The sequence below is a fragment of the Mesorhizobium sp. B2-1-3 genome, from assembly GCF_006442495.1.
Classification (GTDB): Bacteria; Pseudomonadota; Alphaproteobacteria; order Rhizobiales; family Rhizobiaceae; genus Mesorhizobium.
Map to the genome: position 1 here is coordinate 91899 of NZ_VFWL01000019.1, position 20358 is coordinate 112256.

17 protein-coding genes are annotated in these 20358 nt (G+C 64.3%); 16 read left to right on the forward strand and 1 reads right to left on the reverse strand.

Annotation, left to right across the window (positions count from 1 at the left end):
* Positions 1-162: 162 nt before the first annotated feature.
* The 6 genes from FJ973_RS25570 to FJ973_RS25590 all read left to right on the forward strand — a co-directional run bounded on the left by FJ973_RS25570 (position 163) and on the right by FJ973_RS25590 (position 5567).
* Positions 163-1320: a fumarylacetoacetate hydrolase family protein gene (locus FJ973_RS25570; protein WP_140558250.1), complete on the forward strand. Its 1158-nt coding sequence runs from the start codon at positions 163-165 to the stop codon at positions 1318-1320.
* Between the two features lie 149 nt (positions 1321-1469).
* The gene (locus FJ973_RS31650) at positions 1470-1598 is read left to right on the forward strand and encodes a hypothetical protein (protein ID WP_281406201.1); all 129 of its coding nucleotides are present in this window, start codon (positions 1470-1472) and stop codon (positions 1596-1598) included.
* Positions 1592-2527, forward strand: coding sequence for a substrate-binding domain-containing protein (locus FJ973_RS25575; protein ID WP_140497931.1), 936 nt, complete (start codon positions 1592-1594; stop codon positions 2525-2527). The genes FJ973_RS31650 and FJ973_RS25575 overlap by 7 nt, the downstream gene beginning before the upstream one ends.
* A gap of 119 nt (positions 2528-2646) precedes the next feature.
* On the forward strand, positions 2647-3633 hold the full coding sequence (locus FJ973_RS25580; protein WP_140558252.1) for an ABC transporter permease: 987 nt from the start codon (positions 2647-2649) through the stop codon (positions 3631-3633).
* A 3-nt stretch (positions 3634-3636) separates the two neighbouring features.
* On the forward strand, positions 3637-4428 hold the full coding sequence (locus FJ973_RS25585) for an ATP-binding cassette domain-containing protein (RefSeq protein WP_140497927.1): 792 nt from the start codon (positions 3637-3639) through the stop codon (positions 4426-4428).
* 116 nt (positions 4429-4544) lie between these two features.
* A complete protein-coding gene (locus tag FJ973_RS25590) occupies positions 4545-5567 on the forward strand; it encodes a LacI family DNA-binding transcriptional regulator (protein ID WP_140514733.1) in 1023 nt (340 codons plus the stop codon).
* A gap of 332 nt (positions 5568-5899) precedes the next feature.
* On the opposite strand, the gene FJ973_RS25600 is transcribed toward FJ973_RS25590, so the two are convergent.
* Positions 5900-6493: a TetR/AcrR family transcriptional regulator gene (locus FJ973_RS25600; RefSeq protein ID WP_140497923.1), complete on the reverse strand. Its 594-nt coding sequence runs from the start codon at positions 6491-6493 to the stop codon at positions 5900-5902.
* Positions 6494-6738: 245 nt separating this feature from the next.
* Between FJ973_RS25600 and FJ973_RS25605 the strand changes: the two genes are divergently transcribed.
* From FJ973_RS25605 to FJ973_RS25650, 10 genes are all read left to right on the forward strand, one after another.
* On the forward strand, positions 6739-6987 hold the full coding sequence (locus FJ973_RS25605; protein ID WP_140497921.1) for a hypothetical protein: 249 nt from the start codon (positions 6739-6741) through the stop codon (positions 6985-6987).
* Positions 6981-10157, forward strand: coding sequence for a multidrug efflux RND transporter permease subunit (locus FJ973_RS25610; RefSeq protein WP_140558296.1), 3177 nt, complete (start codon positions 6981-6983; stop codon positions 10155-10157). The genes FJ973_RS25605 and FJ973_RS25610 overlap by 7 nt, the downstream gene beginning before the upstream one ends.
* Positions 10158-10172: 15 nt before the next feature.
* Positions 10173-11327, forward strand: a complete 1155-nt coding sequence (locus FJ973_RS25615; RefSeq protein WP_140558254.1) for an efflux RND transporter periplasmic adaptor subunit — start codon at positions 10173-10175, stop codon at positions 11325-11327.
* 176 nt (positions 11328-11503) lie between these two features.
* Positions 11504-12196 carry a GntR family transcriptional regulator gene (locus FJ973_RS25620; RefSeq protein WP_140558256.1) on the forward strand — a complete coding sequence of 231 codons (693 nt, stop codon included), beginning with the start codon at positions 11504-11506 and terminating at the stop codon, positions 12194-12196.
* A gap of 29 nt (positions 12197-12225) precedes the next feature.
* Positions 12226-13332: a mandelate racemase/muconate lactonizing enzyme family protein gene (locus tag FJ973_RS25625; RefSeq protein ID WP_140558258.1), complete on the forward strand. Its 1107-nt coding sequence runs from the start codon at positions 12226-12228 to the stop codon at positions 13330-13332.
* Positions 13329-14513 carry a mandelate racemase/muconate lactonizing enzyme family protein gene (locus tag FJ973_RS25630; protein ID WP_140497913.1) on the forward strand — a complete coding sequence of 395 codons (1185 nt, stop codon included), beginning with the start codon at positions 13329-13331 and terminating at the stop codon, positions 14511-14513. The genes FJ973_RS25625 and FJ973_RS25630 overlap by 4 nt, the downstream gene beginning before the upstream one ends.
* A 233-nt stretch (positions 14514-14746) precedes the next feature.
* A complete protein-coding gene (locus tag FJ973_RS25635; RefSeq protein ID WP_140497911.1) occupies positions 14747-16411 on the forward strand; it encodes an ABC transporter substrate-binding protein in 1665 nt (554 codons plus the stop codon).
* Between the two features lie 70 nt (positions 16412-16481).
* Complete coding sequence (locus FJ973_RS25640) at positions 16482-17435, forward strand: ABC transporter permease (RefSeq protein WP_140498118.1); 954 nt, start codon at positions 16482-16484, stop codon at positions 17433-17435.
* Positions 17432-18310, forward strand: a complete 879-nt coding sequence (locus FJ973_RS25645) for an ABC transporter permease (RefSeq protein ID WP_140497909.1) — start codon at positions 17432-17434, stop codon at positions 18308-18310. Before FJ973_RS25640 ends, FJ973_RS25645 begins: the two co-directional genes overlap by 4 nt.
* Positions 18303-20354: an ABC transporter ATP-binding protein gene (locus tag FJ973_RS25650; RefSeq protein WP_140558260.1), complete on the forward strand. Its 2052-nt coding sequence runs from the start codon at positions 18303-18305 to the stop codon at positions 20352-20354. The genes FJ973_RS25645 and FJ973_RS25650 overlap by 8 nt, the downstream gene beginning before the upstream one ends.
* Positions 20355-20358: the final 4 nt, after the last annotated feature.

Below are 20358 nucleotides of genomic sequence, written 5' to 3' on the forward strand. Positions count from 1 at the left end.
AACCCCCGAAGGAGTGCTTCCTTGCGGTACGCCAATCGCCGACGACGCCGGCAGACATGGCGCCTGGCTCACCACAAACGGGATAGACCTTTGACAGGAATCCGGTGAAAGTGCCGCGCCGAACCGGCAAGCCGCATTTTTGATGATCAGAGGACCGCACGCATGACAAACCCGATGCATCTGCCCGCCGAAGGCCTTTTTGTCGGGCGCGCCAGAAGCAGCGACGCCTCGCATCCCCTGGTGGTCACGGTGCGTGATGGCACCGTCTTCGACATCACGTCGAGCACGGCGCCGACCGTGCGCGGTATCTGCGAGATGGCCGATCCGGCCGGTTATGTGCGCTCGGCCAAGGGCAAGCCGATCGGCTCGCTCGATGACATCGCGGCCAACAGTTTCGAGGCCGCGCGTGATCCGGCAAGGCCCTATCTCATCTCCCCCGTCGACCTGCAGGCGATCAAGGCCTCGGGCGTCACCTTCGTCGTCAGCCTGCTGGAACGTGTCATCGAGGAACAGGCGCGCGGTTCGGCGGAAAAGGCCGACGCCATCCGCGCCGACATTGCCGGGCTGATCGGCCACGATCTGTCCAAGCTCAAGCCCGGTTCGCCGGAGGCGATGGAGATCAAGGCCAAGCTCATCGCACGCGGCGCCTGGTCGCAATATCTGGAAGTGGGCATCGGCCCCGACGCCGAGATCTTCACCAAATGCCAGCCGATGGCCTCGGTCGGTTTCGGCGCCGATGTCGGCCTGCATCCCGTCTCTACCTGGAACAATCCGGAGCCGGAGATCGCCATGATCGCCGCCTCAAGCGGCAGGATCGTCGGCGCCACCATCGGCAACGACGTCAATCTGCGCGATGTCGAAGGGCGTTCCGCACTGCTGCTCGGCAAGGCCAAGGACAACAACGCCTCCGCCTCGCTCGGCCCCTTCATCCGCCTGTTCGACGGCACGTTCTCCATCGACGACGTAAAGCGGGCCGTGGTCCGGCTGAAAGTGGAAGGTGAGGACGGGTTCTCGCTGGAGGGCGCGAGCTCGATGGCCGAGATCAGCCGCTCTCCCGAAGAGCTCGTAGCGGCTGCCATGGGCCCGCATCACCAGTACCCGGACGGCCTGGCGCTCTATCTCGGCACCATGTTCGTGCCTTCGAAGGACCGCGGCGAGAAGGGCAAGGGGTTTACCCATAAGGTCGGCGACATCGTCACCATCTCGTCGGAGAAATTCGGCGCGCTGGTCAACCGGGTGCGACTGTCGCCGGACTGCCCGCACTGGACCTACGGCGCCAGCCATCTGATGCACGATCTTGCCAGGGCCGGCCTCCTCTAGCTCTGGGTTCACCCGAGGGCGGTCAATCATCGCTCCGGCGACCCTCGAGGCCGGTATCGCCTGCCGCGAAAATCATCCGAACTGATGCAATCTGATGGGACCGCTGATGGCGCCCCGTCAGGCGCCGACTACGACTGACAGGTGGAGGCTTGCCATTTGTCGAAAAAGAGGATGCTCTGATCATCCAACACGGCGTTGGCGAGGAGGACGCGGTCTTGCCCGATCAAGAGGGCGGTTTCGAACTGATCAGTTTCAAACGGGAGGAAATCAAATGCTGACACGGTTAAGAGTGGTTCTATACGGCCTGCTGGTCGCGCTGACGGTCATTCCGGCGGCGGCGCAGGCCAAGACGTTCTACTGGATTTCACATGGCGGCCCGGCCGATCCGGTCTGGACATACTTCCTTGCCGGCGCCAAGCAATGGGCCAAGGACACCGGCAATACCGTCAACACCTCGTTCCACAATGGCGACGTCGCCTCGCAGCAGGAGGCGGTGCGGGCCGCGATCTCGGCCAAGGCCGACGGCATCACCACCACCAGCCCCGATCCGGGCAGCCTTGTCGAGATCGTCAAGGAAGCCCGCGCGGCCAACATTCCGATCATCAATTTCAACACGCCCGATCCCAAGGCCAATTTCAACGCCTATGTCGGCGGCGACAATGTCACCTTCGGCAAGCACTGGGCGCAGTATCTGGTCGACAAGGGCCTGGTGAAGAAGGGCGACTTCGTCTGGATGCCTGTCGAGATTCCCGGCGCCACCTATGGCGTGCAGGAAGAGGAAGGCATCAAGAGCGTGTTCGAGCCGCTCGGCATCACCTATGAGGTGACCGAGGCGACGCTCGACCAGGCCGAGGTGATCAACCGCATGGTCGACTATCTCACCGCCAACAAGGCCAAGGTGAAGGCGATCATCGGCCTTGGCGACCTCGTCACCGGCTCGATCAAACGCGTGTTCGACCAAGTCGGCGTCAAGCCCGGCGAAATCCCCGTCGTCGGCTGGGGCAACTCGCTCGACACCACCCAGGAAGTGCTGAACGGCTACGTCAATGCCGGCCAGTGGCAGGATCCGCAAGCGACCAGCTATGTCGCGCTGTCGCTCGCCAACATGGCCGCAAGCGGCATTCCCCCGGGCTTCAACGTCATCACCGGCGCGCTCTATGAGAAAGATACCGCCGAGATCTACGACAAGATCCTGTCCGGCAAATAGCCCCTGATCTCCAGCGCCGCGCGTCCACCGGGCGTGCGGCGTCCCGCCCTTTCGCCTGGTATCGAGCCGTTTGATGCGGCCCGATGGTCCGGCCCATTCCAACCAGTCGCGGGTTACACGTGGAAAATCGTTCGCTTGTCCAAGGCCTGATCGCGCGGCCGGAATTCGGCCCCTTCGTGCTGCTCGTCGTCGAGATCGCCGTCTTCTGGGGTTTCAACCACGACTTCCTGTCACCCCAGAACATCTCCAACACGTTGGCCTTCACGGTCGAGCTCGGGCTGATCGCGCTGGCGATGACGTTGCTGATGACGTCGGGCGAATTCGACCTTTCCGTCGGCTCGCTGTTCGGCTTCTCGCCGGTGCTGATGTGGACGCTGTTCAACAGCGGCCTCACCTCGCTGGAGATGGGCTTCGTTGTCGCGCTGCTGGTCGCCGCCTTCATCGGCCTGGTCAATGGCTGGTTCGTCACGCAGCTCAAGATCCCGTCCTTTCTGGTCACGCTCGGCATGCTCCTGGTGGTGCGCGGCACCGCGCTGTTCGTCACCGACGGCTTTCCGCAGCGCACCTGGAGCGCCGAGGGCAGTTGGCTGGCGGAGGCGCTGGTCGGCGATTTCTTCATCGGCCCGTTCCGCATCTACATGTCGCTGTTCTGGTTCATCGCCGCGGCCATCGCGCTGGGCTATGTGCTGACGCAAAGCCGCACCGGCAACTGGATCCAGGCCGCCGGCGGCAACCCGAACGCTGCGAGGGCGCGCGGCGTCAATGTCAGCCGCGTCAAGATCGGCCTGTTCGTGCTGTCCTCGGTCATGGCCTCGCTTGCAGGCGTCATCTCCTCGCTGCGCACCTCGGCGGCCAACCCCAACAGCGGCACCGGCTACGAACTCGAGGTCATCGCCATGGTGGTGATCGGCGGCACGGCGCTGACGGGCGGGCGCGGCACCATCATCGGCACCGTGCTCGGCATCCTGATCCTGCGCGTCATGCGCAACGGCATCGTGCTGATCGGCGTGCCCGGCCTTGCCTACAACATCTTCATCGGCGCGATCATCCTTGGCATGATGGCGCTTCATTCATGGCTGGAACGCCGGCATCAGGCAGGGACGTGAACCATGGCCGAGCCACTGATCCGCATGCAGAACATCCGCAAGTCCTACGGGCGCGTGCAGGCGCTGGTGGACGCCAATTTCCATGTCAACGAGCGCGAGATCGTCGGCCTGCTCGGCGACAATGGCGCCGGCAAGTCGACGCTGATCAAAGTGCTGTCGGGCGCGGTGCCGCTGACCAGCGGCGACATCTTCATCCGCGGCAAGAAGGTGAACCTGCGCAACACCAGCGACGCCATCGCCAACGGCATAGAGACCATCTACCAGGACTCGGCGCTGGTCACGCAGCTGTCGATCGCCCGCAATCTGTTCCTCGGGCGCGAGCCGATCAAGCCGCCGCGCTTCCTCAACCGCATGGACCAGGAGGCGATGAACACGGTCGCCCGCGACCTACTCAAGCAGGTCGGCATTTCCAAGAACATTCCGCCGACGACGCCGATCGGCTCGCTCTCCGGCGGCGAGCGCCAGGCGGTGGCGATAGCGCGCGCCATGCATTTCGACAGCGATCTCATCATCCTCGACGAACCGACCAACAATCTCGGCGTCGCCGAAACCCAGGGCGTGCTGAGCTTCGTGCGCAGCGCGCGCGATTCCGGCCATTCCTGCATCTTCATCGCGCACAACATCCACCATGTCTTCCAGGTGGTGGACCGCATCGTCGTCATGCGGCGCGGCAAGGTGGTGGCCGGGGACATCGACCCCAAGACGACCAGCGTGGCGGAGGTTGAACGCGTCATCACCGGCATGTCGGACAAGGAGATCCGCGACGCCATCGCCGATGGCAAGGGGTCGCATTGAGGACGAGCGCAACATCCCTGGCGAAACAGCAGAATGGGCATCCGGGCGATGGGCGCGATCGGCGCCGCTCAAATCGCCCGTCTGGCGTGCCATCGCATCGGCAATAGGGTTGCGGCATGAAAGCCACCGTCTCTGACATCGCCAGGAACTGCGAACTGTCGACGGCGACGGTCGACAGGGTGCTCAACAACCGGAAGGGGGTCAGCGCGGCCAACCGGCAGCGCGTCATGGAGGCCGCCAAGCAGCTCGGCTATCTGCCGGTCGCCGATCAGGTAACGCTCCCCTCGCGGCCGGCCAATCTGGAATTCTTCCTGCCGATCGGCAGCAACGCCTTCATGCAGGATTTGGCCAGGCATATCGAGGATTATGCCTCGCGCCTGCCGCTCGTTGCCTCGTGCCGGATCCACAACCTCGCCGGAATCTCGCCGAACGCTTTGCAGACCGCCGTCGAAAACCTGTCGCTGAAAGCCAACGGCGTCGGCGTCATCGCCGTCGATCATCCCAGGACGCGCAACATCCTGCGCGACATCGTCGAGGCCGGCATTCGCCTGGTGACGCTGGTGTCCGATATTCCGGCCGCACCACGCTCGGCCTATGTCGGCATAGACAACCGGGTGGCGGGACGGACCGCCGCACTCCTGATGGGGCGCTTCCTCGCCGACCGCGAGGGCCAGTTGGCGATGGTGGTCGGCTCGCGCTCCTATCGCGGCCATGAGGAACGTGAGATGGGTTTCCGCTCCGTGCTCGGCGAGGAGTTCCCCAACCTGAGCGTCAGCAGCGCCGTCGAGATCAACGACGAGACCGGTGCCAGCTATGCCGAAACCATGAAGGCGCTGCGCAACGAGCCGGAACTGCTCGGCATCTATTGCATTGGAGCCGGACGCTCCGGCGTTGCCAAGGCCATCCGGGAGGCCAGGCCCAACCGCAAGCCGGTATTCATCTGTCACGACCTGACGAGGGAAACGCGCGGCTATCTCGTCGACGATCTCGCCGACGTCGTCATCGACCAGAATGCCAGGCTGATCGCCGAGCAATCGGTCATCCGCCTGCTTGGCTCGATCGCATCATCGGCGCCCTACCTGACGCGGAAATTCATCGAGCCGCGGCTGATCTTCCGGGAAAACGTCCCGGTGCAGTGACGCGGGCCGCGAGGCCTTCCGATCACGTCGCGAGCGATACGGCGAATCTGCACAGCTGCTATGCACGATTCACGATTGCCGAATCATTGGGCAACTCATAGCTTTTGGTTGTCGGCCATCTACTCCTCCCAGATGCGATGCCGGCGCTGAGTGGGGTGCACCTCCTCCCGCACCACATTCGAAATCGAGCCCGCTGCCACCTCCTCCCGGCAGCGGGCTTTTTTATTGCATGCCGGACATTTCCGGGAACGGCAGGGAATCCACGCAACATCAAAGCCACGGCAGACCGGAAGCGCACGCGCTGTCCGGCGCCAATGAGCCTTGCCGATGGATCAGCCCGCGGCGGCTCCGCCCCTGAAGGACTGGATCAACCCTTCCGCCATGCGCACCAATTGCGCGCTGGGACCTTCGGTGCCAACGGTCTGCACGCTCACGCGCGCGCCTTCGCACAGCAGCGAAAGCGTATCGGCCAGAAGTTCGGCCTGGCCGATGCCGGCGCCCCGGCAGAGCGCCACCAGGCGCTCGCGCTGGGCTTCCTTGAGTTCCTTGATCACGCGCCTGGCCGGATGGTCGGGTTCAGTCAGCTCAACCGCGGCGTTGGCCATGTCGCAGCCCCGGCAATCGGCCGTAAGCATCTCGGCCGCCTTGCGAACCCAGGCATGCAGTTGCGCGAGCTTGTCGCCCGGGTGCTCGGCTTCGAATGCGTCCCACATCGCGCCGGCCTTTGATGCGGTGGCGCGCAGGCATTCGATGATCAGATCGTCCTTGGATTCGAAATGACGGTAGAGCGTCATCTTGTTCGTGCCGGCAGCCTCGGTGATGGCGTCGACGCCGACGCCCTTGATGCCGTGCTTGTGGAACATGTCGCGCGCCGTCTCCAGGATCCGATCCCGAGGACGAGGACGCTCCACGACGCCGTCTGTCATCATTGATCTCCTTCGTTTCCAAAAATCCCTCGGCCACCTCTTGACTAGGGTGTTACCGGTCTGTAACTTCCAGAATGTTACTTACTGGTAACACCTATGGCGTCCGCCGTCAATAACAAGACCGTGATCTGGTCCGGCCAGATCGGGGCGGGCGAAAAATTGCATTTCATGCGGCTCCGGCCGGTGAAGAGATGAAAAACGGTTCGCGAGCATGGGCTGCGAATCGACAGACAAGGAGCCGGCCAATGCCACAGCGCCGCGATCTTACCATAGATGAAGCCGTTCGGGATCCGATGATCCGGCTGGTCATGAAAGCCGACGGGGTCGATCCGCGTGCTTTCGAAACAATGCTGCGCACGCTTGCCGGTTCGCAGCGCGGCGAGGTGCCGTTGCTCCGTTCGTCGGAAGAGTTCGGACGCGGCCAGAGGCTGTCCAGGGTTGCCACTGCGTTCGGCAGGGCAAGAGCAGCCGGAGAGGCGTGCGTGTCGTGGTAAACTTCTTCATTCACCGCCCGATCTTCGCCTCGGCGATCGCCATCATCATGGTGCTCGCCGGGACGATTTGTTATTTCCTGCTGCCCGTCTCGCAGTTTCCCGACATCACACCGCCGCAGGTCGTGGTCAGCGCCCACTATCCGGGAGCCAGCGCGCAGGTGGTCGCCGACACTGTGACGACGCCGCTGGAGCAGCAGATCAACGGCGTGCAAGGCATGACCTACATGTCGTCGACCAGCTCCAATGACGGTTCCTCGACGATCACCATCACCTTCGATGTCGGCTATTCCCTGAGCACCGCCGCCGTCGACGTCCAGAACCGCGTCTCGCAGGCTGCCTCGTCGCTGCCGGCGATCGTCAATCAGGGCGGCGTGACGATCAAGAAGCAGAATCCGAACTTTGTCCTCATCGTCAATCTCACCTCGCCCGACGGCTCCGTCGATCCGGTGGCGCTGTCGAACCTTGCCTATCTGCAAGTGGTCGACCCGCTGAAGCGGCTGCCCGGTGTCGGTGACGTGCAGATATTCGGCGAGCGGCGCTATTCGATGCGCGTCTGGCTCGATCCGGACAAGCTCGCCAATCTCGGCATCACCGCTGTCGACGTCCAGAACGCCATTGCCGAGCAGAACGTCCAGGTGGCCGCCGGCAAGATCGGCCAGTCTCCGGCGCCTGCCGGCACCGCTTTCGAGATGCAGGTCAATGCCGTCGGCCGGTTGAGCGATCCCAAGGAGTTCGGCGACATCGTGGTGCGCGCCAACACCACCACCGGCTCGCTGGTGCGGCTGCGCGACGTCGCCCGCATCGAGCTCGGCGCCCTGCAATATTCGTCGTCGGCCTTTTTCGGCAAGGACCCGACCGTGGTGCTCGCCGTCTACCAGATGCCCGGCTCCAACGCGCTCGATTTGCAGCAGCGCGTCAAGGACAAGATGCAGGAGCTGTCCGCCCGCTTCCCCAAGGGCGTCAGCTATGCCATGCACTACGACACGACGCGCTTCGTCTCGGCCTCCATGCATGACGTGCTGATCACGCTTGGCGAGGCTCTGGTTCTCGTCGTCGCCGTGGTGTTCATCTTCCTGCAAAGCTGGCGCACCACAATCATTCCGACGATCGCCATTCCGGTGTCGCTGGTGGCGACGCTCGTCGTCATGGAGATGATGGGCTTCTCGCTCAACATGCTCTCCCTGCTCGGCATGGTGCTGGCGATCGGCCTTGTCGTCGATGATGCCATCGTGGTGGTCGAGAATGTCGAACGACAGCTCGAGGCCGGGCTGAAACCGCTGGCAGCGACGAAAGCCGCCATGGCCGAGGTCACCGGTCCGATCATCGCCACCACAGCCGTGCTGATGGCCGTCTTCGTGCCGGTCGCCTTCATCCCCGGCGTTTCGGGACGCCTCTACAACCAGTTCGCGCTGACGGTGGCGATCTCGGTCGGCATTTCCGCCTTCAATTCGCTGACGCTGAGCCCGGCGCTGAGCGCCGCCTTCCTGCGCCATCGCCAAGGCACGCAATTCGTGCTGTTCCGCTGGTTCAATTCGGGCTTTGACAGGCTGTCGCATGCCTATGCCAATGGCGTGCGCATCCTCATCCGTTTGCGCTGGATCATGCTCGGCCTGTTCGCGGCCGGGCTGGTCGCCACCTATTTCGTCTGGGCGAAGCTTCCCTCGACCTTCCTTCCGGTCGAGGACCAGGGCTATTTCTTCGTCGTCATCCAGTTGCCCGACGGCGCTTCGCTGGAACGCACCGACGCGGTGGCGCAGAAGGCGCGCGACATCCTGCAATCGACGCCCGGCGTCGACATCGTCGGCTCGATCAGCGGCCTGAACTTCCTGACCAGTGCGGCGCAGTCGAATTCCGCGGTCGAATTCGCCATCCTGAAGCCGTGGGAAGAGCGTGGCCCCGACCAGAGCGCCTCCAAGCTCGTCGCCGACGTGCGCGGCAAGCTGATGCAGATCCCGGAGGCGTTCGCGCTCTCCTTCGATCCGCCCTCGATCCCGGGTATCGGCACCACGGGCGGCTTCGAATTCGTCGTCGAGGACCTTACCGGCCGCGGCAGCACCGCGCTCAACGACGCAACGCAAGCCGTGATCGCCGAGGCGCGCAAGCAGCCGGAAATCAACCCGCAGCAGCTTTTCTCCCCGTTCTCGACCTCGACGCCGCAGTTCAACTACGACCTCGACCGCGCCAAGGCGAAGCTGCTCGGGCTTAACCTGCCTGACGTCTTCAACACGCTGCAGATCTATCTCGGCTCGCTCTACGTCAACGACTTCAACCTGTTCGGCCGCACCTTCCGGGTGACCATCCAGGCCGACAAGGATGCACGCGCGGGTGCGGCCGACATTTCGCGGCTCTATGTGCGCAATGCCTCCGGCGGCATGGTGCCGCTCAGCACGCTGGGCAAGCTGGTGCCGTTCGTCGGCCCGGAAACGGTGCCGCACTACAACAACAACGCCTCGGCCTCGATCAATGGCGGCGCCGCGCCCGGCTATTCGTCGGGCCAGGCGGTCGCCGCCATGGAGCGGGCCGCCGCCACGGCTCTACCAAGGGATTTCGGCTTCGAATGGACCGGCATCACCTTCCAGGAGCTCAAGGCGGGATCGATTGCGTCGGTCGTCTTCGGCCTCGCCATCGTCTTCGTCTTCCTGATCCTGGCGGCGCAATATGAGAGCTGGGCGATGCCGTTCATGGTGCTGCTGGCAGTGCCGCTCGCCTTGTTCGGCGCGTTCGTGGTGCTGTGGGTGCGCGGCATGCAGATCGACGTCTACTCGCAGATCGGCTTCGTCATGCTGATCGGCCTGGCGGCGAAGAACGCCATCCTGATCGTCGAGTTCGCCCGGCGACGGCGCGAAGAAGGCCTCAGCATCGTCGAAGCGGCGATGGAAGCGGCACGGCTGAGGCTGCGGCCGATCCTGATGACGGCCTTCGCCTTCATCCTGGGCGTGCTGCCGCTGATGTTCGCGACCGGCGCCGGTGCTGCCAGCCGTCAATCTATCGGCACCACCGTCTTCGGCGGCATGGTGGCGGCGACCATCCTGTCGCTGGTGTTCGTGCCGGTCTTCTATGCGGTCATCGAACAGCTGCGCGAACGGCGCGGCGGCGACGAGCCCGCTTCCCTGCATTCCGAACCAACTGCCGAACCCGCCTTGCCGCCCATGGCGCAAGCGGCCGAATAAGATTGGAGACTGAACATGCGTAAATGGAAAATCGCTTTGGGCGCCGCTGTCGCGCTGGGTGCAATCTCGGTGGCGAGCGTTCACCTGCTCGATATGGGCAGCCTCAGCCTCAATGCCGGCACGGCCGGAGCGGCAACGCCCGCTCCCGCGGCATTCGTCATGCCGGTGCCGGTGACCAGCGTGGTGAAGAAGACGATCCCGATCTATCTCGACTATGCCGCCCGCACCGAACCGATCCGCAGCGTCACGCTGCAGGCCAGAGTGCCGGGCTACCTGGAAGAGCAGGCCGCCGAAGACGGCGCCGACGTCAGGAAGGGCGACCTCCTCTACAAGATCGCGCCGCAGGACTTCCAGGCGGCGCTCGACCAGGCGAAGGCGCAGGTGCAGCGTGATACAGCGACGCTCGACTATGCCCGCTCCAATCTCGGCCGCGGCACCGAGCTCGCCAAGAGCGGCTATCTGGCCAAGGACAGCTTCGACCAGCGCACCAGCACCTTGCGCGAGGCGCAGGCGTCGCTGGCGCTCAACCAGGCGGCGGTCCGCTCGGCCGAGCTCAATTTGAGCTATTCGGAGATTCGCGCTCCCTTCGCAGGCCGCATCGGCCGTAACCAGGCCTCGATCGGCACGCTGGTCAGCGTCGCCGGCACGGTGCTCAACACGCTGGTGCAGCTCGACCCGATCTATGTAACCTTCAATCCGAGCGAGAGCGATCTGGCGCAGATCGAGGAAGCTCGTGCCGCCGGCCCGATCGAGGTCGAGGTGCTGCTCCCGGGCGAGACCGAAGCCCATCAGAAGGGTGAACTCACCTTCATCGACAACACGATCGACCATTCGACCGGCACCATCACCGCGCGCGCCACCATCGGCAACGCCAAGTTCGCGCTGCTGCCTGGCCAATATGTCCGCGTCCGGCTGCACGTCAAACAGCAGCCCGATGCGCTGATGGTGCCGCAGGTGGCACTGGGTTCGAGCCAGCTCGGCAAATATCTCTACGTCGTCGGCAAGGGCAACACGGTCGACCAGCGGCTGGTCTCGACCGGGCCGACCAGCGGCGACCTGGTCGCCATCCTGAGCGGAGTCACGGAAGGCGACCAGGTGATAACAGGCAATCTGCAGAAGATCGGCCCTGGAATGCCGATTTCGCCACTGCCACAGAAACCGGCCACCTGACTCCCCCGCAGGCCCGGTTTCAGCGCGGCGCCCCGGCCTTCCCACAGGTCGCGGGCGCCGCTTTTGCGAGCAGCTCCGCCCGGCCAGTACCGGCGATGTGAAAAAAGCCGCAAAAGTCCTTGCTAGATTGTCGACAATCTGCTTGTCTTGCCTTTGTTTCGTCGGGAGTGGCCGGGATGGCAAAGGCGGATTTCAGTCCAATCGCGGATACGACCCGACGCGCGGAGATCGTGGCGCTGCTGCGACGGGCAATCCTAACCGGCCAGTTGGAGCCGGGCCAAAAGCTCAACGAGCTCAGGATTTCCGAACAGATGCGCGTCAGCCGCGCGCCTTTGCGCGAAGCGATGCGCGAGCTGGTGCAGGAAGGTATCCTGACCAGCATCCCCTATGCCGGCACCTTCGTCATCAATGTCACCGCCAAGGACATCGACGATGTCTACTCGCTCAACAAGGTGCTCGACGAATTCGCCATCGAGCGGACATGGGAGCTGCGCGACCAGCGCTTTTTCGATGAGCTCGACCGGCGCCATGAGGCGGTGAAGCAGGCGACGCGCGACCGCGACACCACAAGGCAGATCGAAACCGCGCTGCAACTGCATGGCCTGATTCACGAATGGGCCGACAATTCCGTTCTTTTGGAAACATGGCAACGGCTGACCAGCCGGTTGCAGATGTATTTTGCCCTGCACCAGCAGGCACGCAACGAAGCGGTGCCTGCCGAGAACGTTCACGAGACTTACGTGCGGCTGCTCAAGGGCGACGACATGCGCGCTGCCCAGCGCCACGCCCGCGAGCATATAGACCACGACTTCGAAGAGCTTCTTGCCTACGCGCGCGCTCTCGAACGGCGCCCGTCGAAAGGCGCCTGATCCTTCCCCAGCGGACAACGGACATCAACGTGCAGATCGCAACCATCAAAGCCTACCATGTCGCGCAGCCCTTCGTGGACGGCCCCTATCGCATGTCGAAGGGGCGCGTCGCCGACGCCTTCGACGCAGTGATCGTATCGATCACCTCCGATGACGGCATCACCGGCTGGGGCGAGATGGCGCCGCTCGGCAATTTCTATTCGGCCGCCTTCCCGGCGGGCGCCCGTGCCGGCGTTATGGAGATCGCCCCGCACCTCATCGGCCACGACCCGCGCGGCCTCGCCGGCATCGGCCGGCTGATGGACATCGTGTTCAAAGGGCATCCCTACATCAAGTCGGCGCTCGACATGGCCTGCTGGGATCTCGCCGCGCGCGCCGCCGACGTGCCGCTGGTGACGATGCTGGGCGGCAAGGAGAGCGATACGGCCGAGCTTTACAAGGTCGTCACCCATGGCAGCGTCGATGCCATGGCCGCACTTGCGAAGCGCATCGTCCAGGACGGCTTCCACCGGCTGCAGGTCAAGGTCGGCGGCAACGTTCGCGACGACATCGAACGCGTCACGGCGGTCGCCGCCTCAGTGCCGAAAGACACTGTCATCTTCTGCGATGCCAATGCCGGCTGGACGCACTACCAGGCGCGCCAGTTCGCTGATGCGACGCGCTCGATCGATTACACATTCGAGCAACCCTGCACGACGATCGAGGAAAACATGTCGGTGCGCCGCATGCTCGACAAGCCGATGGTGCTCGACGAATCGGTCACCTCGCTGGAGGACATGCTGGAAATTCATCGCCGGGGCGCGGCCGACGGGCTGACGCTGAAGATCTCGCGGCTCGGCGGCGTCGGCAGGACCCGGCTGATCCGCGATGTCGCCGTCGACCTCGGCTTCATGATCACCGTCGAGGATACCGGCGGCGCCGAGATCGACACGGCAGCCATGGCGCATCTGTCGCTGTCGACGCCGCAGGAGCGCCGCCTGCACGCCATCGCGTTCCACGAATGGGTGACGGTGCGCACGGCGTCGAACAAGCCGCCGGTCACCGGCAGCCGCATGGGCGTTCCGGATGGTCCGGGCCTCGGCATCGACGTCGTCCCGGATCTTCTCGGCAAGCCCTTCTTCGAGGTCGGCCGGTGAAAATCCGCGGCATCAAGGCGACGCCGATCAACCTCAGGCTCGAGGCGCCTTATGCCTGGGTGTTCGGTGAACTCGACGGCTTCTCGCCGACCATTGTCGAAGTGGAGACCGAAGATGGCCTGATCGGCCTCGGCGAAGCACCGACGCCGGCAGCAGCCGCGATCATCAACGACATCCTGGCACCGCGGCTCGTGGGCCGCGACGCCTTCGACATCGCGGGCGCCGAGCATGTCTGCCTCCCCTACTGGACCGGCGTGCAGTCGATCAACGACCGCGCCCGCATCATGGCCTTCGGCGCGATCGAGATGGCGCTCTGGGACCTGCGCGGCAAGGTGTGGAACCAGCCGCTCTACCAACTGCTCGGCGGCGCCGTGCGCAAGGAGATCCCGTTCACCGATTACTTTTCGCTGCGCGGCGACGGGCCAAGGGTGAAAGGCGAGACGACGCCGGAGGAAGTCGCCGACTACTGCGTCGAGCTTCATGAGACCCACGGAACGACCTTCTTCGAAGGGAAGTTCTCGACGCAGGATCCAAAAATCTCGCTGAAGATGATCGAATTGATCCGCAGGAAGCTCGGCGACGATGCGATGATCCGCATCGATTCCAACCAGGCCTATTCGCTCAGCACCGCCCGGCGACTGGCACGGCCGCTGGAAGAGCTTAGCGTGCGCAATTGGGAGGATCCAGTGGCGACGATCGAGGAGATGCGCGAACTCAGGCGCCATTGCTCGATCCCGTTCTCGACCCACAACATCGACATCGCCCGCGCCATGGACCTCAAGGTGCCCGACGCCTTCGTCGGCAATCCAACCGCGCATGGCGGCATCGGCCGCATGCTGCGCTTCGTCGGCGCCTGCGAGCACGCCGGCATCGATTTCTGGTGCTACAGCGGCGACAGCGGCATCGGCAGCGCCGCCTACCTGCATCTATGCGCGGCGCTCGGCTGGATACGGGAACCGAACCAGTCGCTGTTTCGCATGCAACCGACCGACATCACCGAGGAAGGACCGTTTTGCCCGAGGAATAATGTCGTGCCTGTGCCGGAGGGGCCCGGTCTCGGCATCACATTGTCGCGAGAACGGCTCGCTGCCTGCCATCGCAACTTCGCCGAGAACGGGCCCTGCAACAAATATCACGATCCGGCAAAGCCCGGAACTTACCGTCGTTTGCCGCTGAACTAGATGAGGGCGGCCGGCCACAACAGCAGAAGCCAGCCGCCGCGATCCCGGTCGGAAAGGGTGGCCACGGACTAGAGGAAGCAGTGCAGCCCAGAAACCGGCACGTCCGCGCCAAGGACTGGATGGACCGGACAAAACCGCGTGCTACAGTCCCGGTCTACAGGCCTCTGGCGACCGGAAACGGTATAGTCGCGAATTTTCGTCAACCATAAGAAACAGGGGAAAGGGTCAAACCCATGAGCAAGAATTATCGCATTCTCGACCTCATCCGGCGCAATCGCTCGCCGCTCGAAAATCACCTCATCGACGGTCTCGTCGACGGCCGTGTCAGCCGCCGCGACTTCATCCGCCATGGCAGCCTGCTCGGCCTGTCGCTGCCGCTGCTGGGCGGCATCACCACGGCCGCGGGCCTCGGTGCCATGCCGTCGCTCGCCCGGGCGCAAGGCGCGCCAGGCGCCACGATCCGCGTCGCAAGCAGCGTGCCGGCGGCGACGATCGACCCTGTCACCATCGCCGATGCCGGCGGCCTGCTGATCATGCAGCAAGTCGCGGAGTTCCTCTGCGTCGACGGCCCCGATCTCGTGCTCAAGCCGGCGCTGGCTGAAAGCTGGAAGCCGAACGACAACGGCTCGGTGTGGACTTTCAAGCTGCGCAAGGGCGTGAAGTTCCATAGCGGCGGCGAGATGAAGGCCGACGACGTGGTGGCCAGCATCGACCGGATCGCCGACCCGGCCAACTCGTCCAACGCACTGTCGGTGTTCACCGGCATCCTGTCGAAGGGCGCCAGCAAGAAGGTCGACGACTACACCGTGGAATTCCACCTCGACGCCCCGAACGGCAACTTTCCCTACATGGTGTCGTCCGATAATTACAACGCCGTGATCGTGCCGGCGAGCTACAAGGGCGACTACGAAAAGAGCTTCGACGGCACCGGGCCCTTCAAGATCGACAAATACACGCCAAAGGTCGGCGCGTCCTTCGTCCGCAACGAAGGCTACTGGGGCGAGAAGGCGCTGCCGGAACGCACCGAATTCACCTTCTTTGCCGACATGCAGCCAATGATCCTGGCGCTGCAGGGCGGGCAGGTCGACATCATCAACCAGATGCCTGTCCTGTCTGGCGTGGCGCTGCTCAACGATCCCAACATCGACATCATCAGCCTGAAATCGTCGGCGCACCAGCAACTGCACCTGCGCTGCGACGACGGGCCGATGAAGGATGCGCGCGTGCGCCGCGCCATCGCGCTCAGCCTGGACCGCGACAAGCTGGTCGCGGGCCTGATGAAGGGGCGCGCCGTGGCTGGCAACGACAGCCCGTTCGCCCCGGTTTATCCCTCGACCGATGCGAGCGTGCCGCAGCGCAAGCAGGACATCGCGCAGGCCAAGCAGCTCATGGAGGCGGCGGGCGCGGGCAAGGGCTTCAAGATGACGCTGACCACCGAGCGCTATCTCGAAATCCCCGAATACGCCCAGCTCATCCAGAACTGGGTCAAGGAAATCGGCATCGAGCTCGAGCTCAACATCCTCGACCAGAGCGCCTATTACGGCGACGCCGTGTTCGGCAAATCGAACTGGCTGGACTCGGAAATGGGCATCACCGACTACGGCCACCGCGGCGTGCCGAACGTCTATCTTGCCGCCCCGCTGAAGAGCGAAGGCACGTGGAACGCGGCGCACTTCAAGAACAAGGACTACGACGCGCTGGCGACCAGCTATATCGCGGCCCTCGATCTCGAAGCGCAGAAGGCGACGGCAGGCAAGATCCAGAAACTTCTGCTCGAGGAGACGCCGGTCATCTTCGGCTATTTCTACGACTATCTGACGGCGACGGCGAAGGGCGTGGCCGGCGTGCAGCCGACCGCGATGTCGCAGCTGTTCCTCGAAAAGGCGTCGAAGGCCTGAGCGGAAGGGAAAGCCAATCCTATAACAGCCAGCTTCCTGACGGGAGCTGGCTACTCAGGGAGTGTTAGCCATTCTCTCCTTCCTTGTCCGGCGCGTCTCGCTTTCGCTCGTCACGCTGTTCCTGCTCAGCATCATGGTCTTCCTGGGCGGGCAGGTGCTGCCCGGCAATGTCGGGCGCGCCATATTGGGGCCGTTCGCCGACCAGCGCGCCGTCGATGCGCTCAACCATTCGCTCGGCGTCGACCGGCCACTGCTTGCCCAGTACTGGAGCTGGATTTCAAACTTCGTCCAGGGTGACATGGGCACATCCTACATCTTCCGCTCGCCAGTCGCCCCCTTCGTCATCGATGCGCTGGGGAATTCGATGAAGCTGGCGGCGGTCGCCTTCGTGCTGGTGGTGCCGATCGGCATCCTTGGCGGCGTCGTCGCGGCCCTCAACCTCAACCGGCCGCTCGACCGCATCATCAGCCTTGGCGGCCTGTCGGTGACGGTGCTGCCGGAGTTCGTCACCGGCATCATCCTGATCCTGATCTTCGGCGTCTGGCTGCGCTGGCTGCCGATCTCGGCGGCATGGCCGCGCGATGCCGGTTTCTTCACGCAGCTTTACTACCTGATCCTGCCGGCGCTGCCGCTGTTCCTGGTGCTGTTCGGCTATATCGCGCGCATGGCGCGCTCGGGCATGATCGAGGCGCTCGATTCCGACTATACGCGAACCGCGGTGCTCAAGGGCCTGCCCTGGCGCACGGTGATCTGGCGCCATGTGCTGCGCAATGCGCTGCTGCCGACCATCACCGTCATTGCCACCCAGACCGGCTATCTCATCGGCGGGCTGGTGGTGATCGAGACGCTGTTCCGCTACCAGGGTATCGGCTCGCTGATCTTCACCGCTGCGCGCGGCAAGGATTTCCCGATGCTGGAATCGGGCATCCTGACCATCGGAATCGTCTATGCCGTGGCCACCCTTGTGGCCGACTTCCTCTATTCCGTGCTCAATCCACGCATCCGGCTGGGGTCAGAACAATGAGCGCCGTCCAGACCAGTCCCGCCAGACAGGACGACACCCGCCAGCGCAGCCCCCTGGCGGAGGTTTTGTCCTCGCTGCTTCGCTCCGGCACCTTCCTCGTCGGCATCACCATTGTGCTGTTCTGGGTCGCCTGTGCGCTGTTCGGCGAACATTTCGCGCCCTACGATCCGCTCGCCGACGACATCATCAACGCGCTGGCGCCGCCTTCGGCCGAACACTGGTTCGGCACCGACCAGATCGGCCGCGACGTCTTCTCGCGCGTCATCGTCGGCTCGCGCGACATCCTGACCGTGGCGCCGCTGGCGACATTGCTGGCGACGGTGGCCGGCACGGCGCTCGGGCTGCTCACCGGTTACTTCCGCGGTATCGTCGACGATGTCGTCAGCCGCATCCTGGAAGCCTTCATGGCAATCCCGGTGGTGATCGTGGCGCTGCTCGCCATCGTGGCGCTCGGCACGTCCAAGACCACCGTCATCGTGGTCATCGGCCTGAGCTTCGCGCCGATCATCGCGCGCACCGTGCGCTCGGCGGTGCTGGCTGAGCGCGAGCTCGACTATGTCGCCGCGGCCCAGCTCAGGCATGAGAGTGCGCTGCATACGATGTTCGTCGAGATCCTGCCCAACGTCATTCCGCCGATCCTGGTTGAAACGACCGTGCGGCTTGGTTATGCCATTTTCGCGGTTGCCACGCTTTCCTTCATGGGCTTCGGCATCCAGCCGCCGTCGCCGGACTGGGGGCTCTCGATTTCCAGCAATTACGGCATGATCGGCGGCGGCTTCTGGTGGACCGTGCTGTTCGACGCGCTCGCCATCGCCTCGCTGGTGATCGGCGTCAACCTGGCGGCCGACGGCGTGCATGGAGCCTTCAATGACTGAACCCTCCAAGACCCGGAAGGCGCAGGCCCAGAACGCACTCGACCTCAACGACCTGTCGGTCGCTTATCGTGTTTCCGGCCGAAACCGGGCGGTGCTGCGCAATCTCAGTCTCACCATCGGCCAAGGCGAGGCCTATGGGCTGGTCGGCGAATCCGGCTGCGGCAAATCCACGGTCGCCCTTTCCGTCGTGCGCTACCTGCCGCGAAACGGTTCCATATCAGGCGGCGCGATCTCGCTCGACGGACAGGACGTCATGAAGCTCGATGCCGAGGCGCTCAGAAAGATGCGAGCCGAAAGCGTCTCAATGGTCTATCAGGACCCCGGCAAGGCGCTGAACCCGTCGATCCGCATCGGTCGCCAGCTGACCGAGATCTTCGAGCTTGGGGGCAAAACGGGGCAGGCAGCCGAGGATCGCGCAATCGCCATGCTGAACCGGGTGCGGATCTCCGATCCGGTCAGCGTCATGCAACGCTATCCGCACCAGCTTTCCGGCGGCATGCAGCAGCGCGTGGCGATCGCCATGGCGCTGGCCAACGATCCTTCGATGCTGATCCTGGACGAGCCGACGACCGGCCTCGACGCGACCGTCGAAGCCGAGGTGCTCGACCTGATCGCGCAGCTGCGGCAAGAATTGTCGGCCTCGATCCTGTTCATCAGCCACAATCTCGCCGTCGTCTCCAACATGTGCGATCGCGTCGGCGTGCTCTATGCCGGCATGCTGGTCGAGGAAGGGCCGACGGAGGCCGTCTTCAACGATCCGCGCCATCCCTATACGGTAGCGCTGCTGCGCTGCCTGCCGCGCGGCGGCCAGCGCAAGGACCAGGGCCGCCTCGACACCATCCCGGGCTTTTTGCCCGGCATCGGGGCCGACATCAAGGGCTGCCCCTTCACCGACCGCTGCGCTCTCGCTACCGACCGCTGCCGCAACGAGTTGCCGCCGCTCTACGAACTGGGCGGCCGGCTGTCGCGCTGCCACTATCACGAGAAGGCGCAATCCCTGCCGCGCGCGACGCCCAGCGACGCGCCCGCCGCGCCGAAAGCCGCAGCCGCGCCGGTATTGCGGGTCGCCGGGCTGAACAAGACCTTTGCCAGCCATGGCCATTCGCTGCGCGCGGTGAAGGACGTGTCGCTCGATCTCAGGCCGGGCGAAACGCTCGGGCTGGTCGGCGAATCCGGCAGCGGCAAGACCACTTTCGCCAGGCTGCTGCTCGGCCTCGTGCCGCCCGACGACGGCGGCAGCATCGAGCTCGAGGGCAAGGCGCTGGCGCCGCTGCTGGGGGACCGCAGCGACGACCAGGTCAAGGCGATGCAGATCGTCTTCCAGAATCCGGACTCCGCACTTAACCGCTCGCATTCGATAAGGCATCTGATCGGCCGCGCTCTGAAGCGGCTGGCAGGCTTGAGCGGCAAGGCGCTCAAGGCGCGCCTCGACGACCTCGTCCGCTCGGTGCGGCTGACCGACCGGCATCTGGCCGTGAAGCCGCGCCAGCTGTCGGGCGGGCTGAAACAGCGCGTTGCCATAGCGCGCGCCTTCGCCGGCGATCCACGCATCGTCGTGTGCGACGAGCCGACCTCCGCGCTCGATGTGTCGGTGCAAGCCGCGATTCTCAACCTGCTCGCCGATCTGCAAGCGAAGGAAGACGTCAGCTACATCTTCATCTCGCATGATCTTGGCGTGGTGCGCTACCTCTCCGACAAAATCGCCGTGCTCTATCTCGGCCGCATCATGGAGCTTGGGCCGTCGGAGGACGTTTTCTCCGGCCCGCATCATCCCTACACCGAAGCGCTGCTGTCGGCCGTGCCCAGGCTCGACCAGACCGAGACGGCGCGCATCCGTCTCGACGGCGAAATCCCCAGCGCCACCAATCCGCCGCCGGGCTGTGTCTTCCACACGCGCTGCCCACGCAAGATCGGCCCGATCTGCGAACAACAGGAACCGCCGCTGGCCGAGGCGCGCCCCGGACACTCGATCCGTTGCCATATTCCCTATGTGGAACTCGCCAGGCTGCAGAGGCCGGCAGCGGTCGATACCGAGCCGGCGTAGCCGA

Bases quoted from the DNA above. Each gene is read 5' to 3' on its own strand.
- FJ973_RS25570 (WP_140558250.1), top strand. From the start codon at position 163: ATGACAAACCCGATGCATCTGCCCGCCGAAGGCCTTTTTGTCGGGCGC.
- FJ973_RS25575 (WP_140497931.1), top strand. From the start codon at position 1,592: ATGCTGACACGGTTAAGAGTGGTTCTATACGGCCTGCTGGTCGCGCTG.
- FJ973_RS25585 (WP_140497927.1), top strand. From the start codon at position 3,637: ATGGCCGAGCCACTGATCCGCATGCAGAACATCCGCAAGTCCTACGGG.
- FJ973_RS25590 (WP_140514733.1), top strand. From the start codon at position 4,545: ATGAAAGCCACCGTCTCTGACATCGCCAGGAACTGCGAACTGTCGACG.
- FJ973_RS25600 (WP_140497923.1), bottom strand. From the start codon at position 6,493: ATGACAGACGGCGTCGTGGAGCGTCCTCGTCCTCGGGATCGGATCCTG.
- FJ973_RS25605 (WP_140497921.1), top strand. From the start codon at position 6,739: ATGCCACAGCGCCGCGATCTTACCATAGATGAAGCCGTTCGGGATCCG.
- FJ973_RS25615 (WP_140558254.1), top strand. From the start codon at position 10,173: ATGCGTAAATGGAAAATCGCTTTGGGCGCCGCTGTCGCGCTGGGTGCA.
- FJ973_RS25620 (WP_140558256.1), top strand. From the start codon at position 11,504: ATGGCAAAGGCGGATTTCAGTCCAATCGCGGATACGACCCGACGCGCG.
- FJ973_RS25635 (WP_140497911.1), top strand. From the start codon at position 14,747: ATGAGCAAGAATTATCGCATTCTCGACCTCATCCGGCGCAATCGCTCG.
- FJ973_RS25645 (WP_140497909.1), top strand. From the start codon at position 17,432: ATGAGCGCCGTCCAGACCAGTCCCGCCAGACAGGACGACACCCGCCAG.
- FJ973_RS25650 (WP_140558260.1), top strand. From the start codon at position 18,303: ATGACTGAACCCTCCAAGACCCGGAAGGCGCAGGCCCAGAACGCACTC.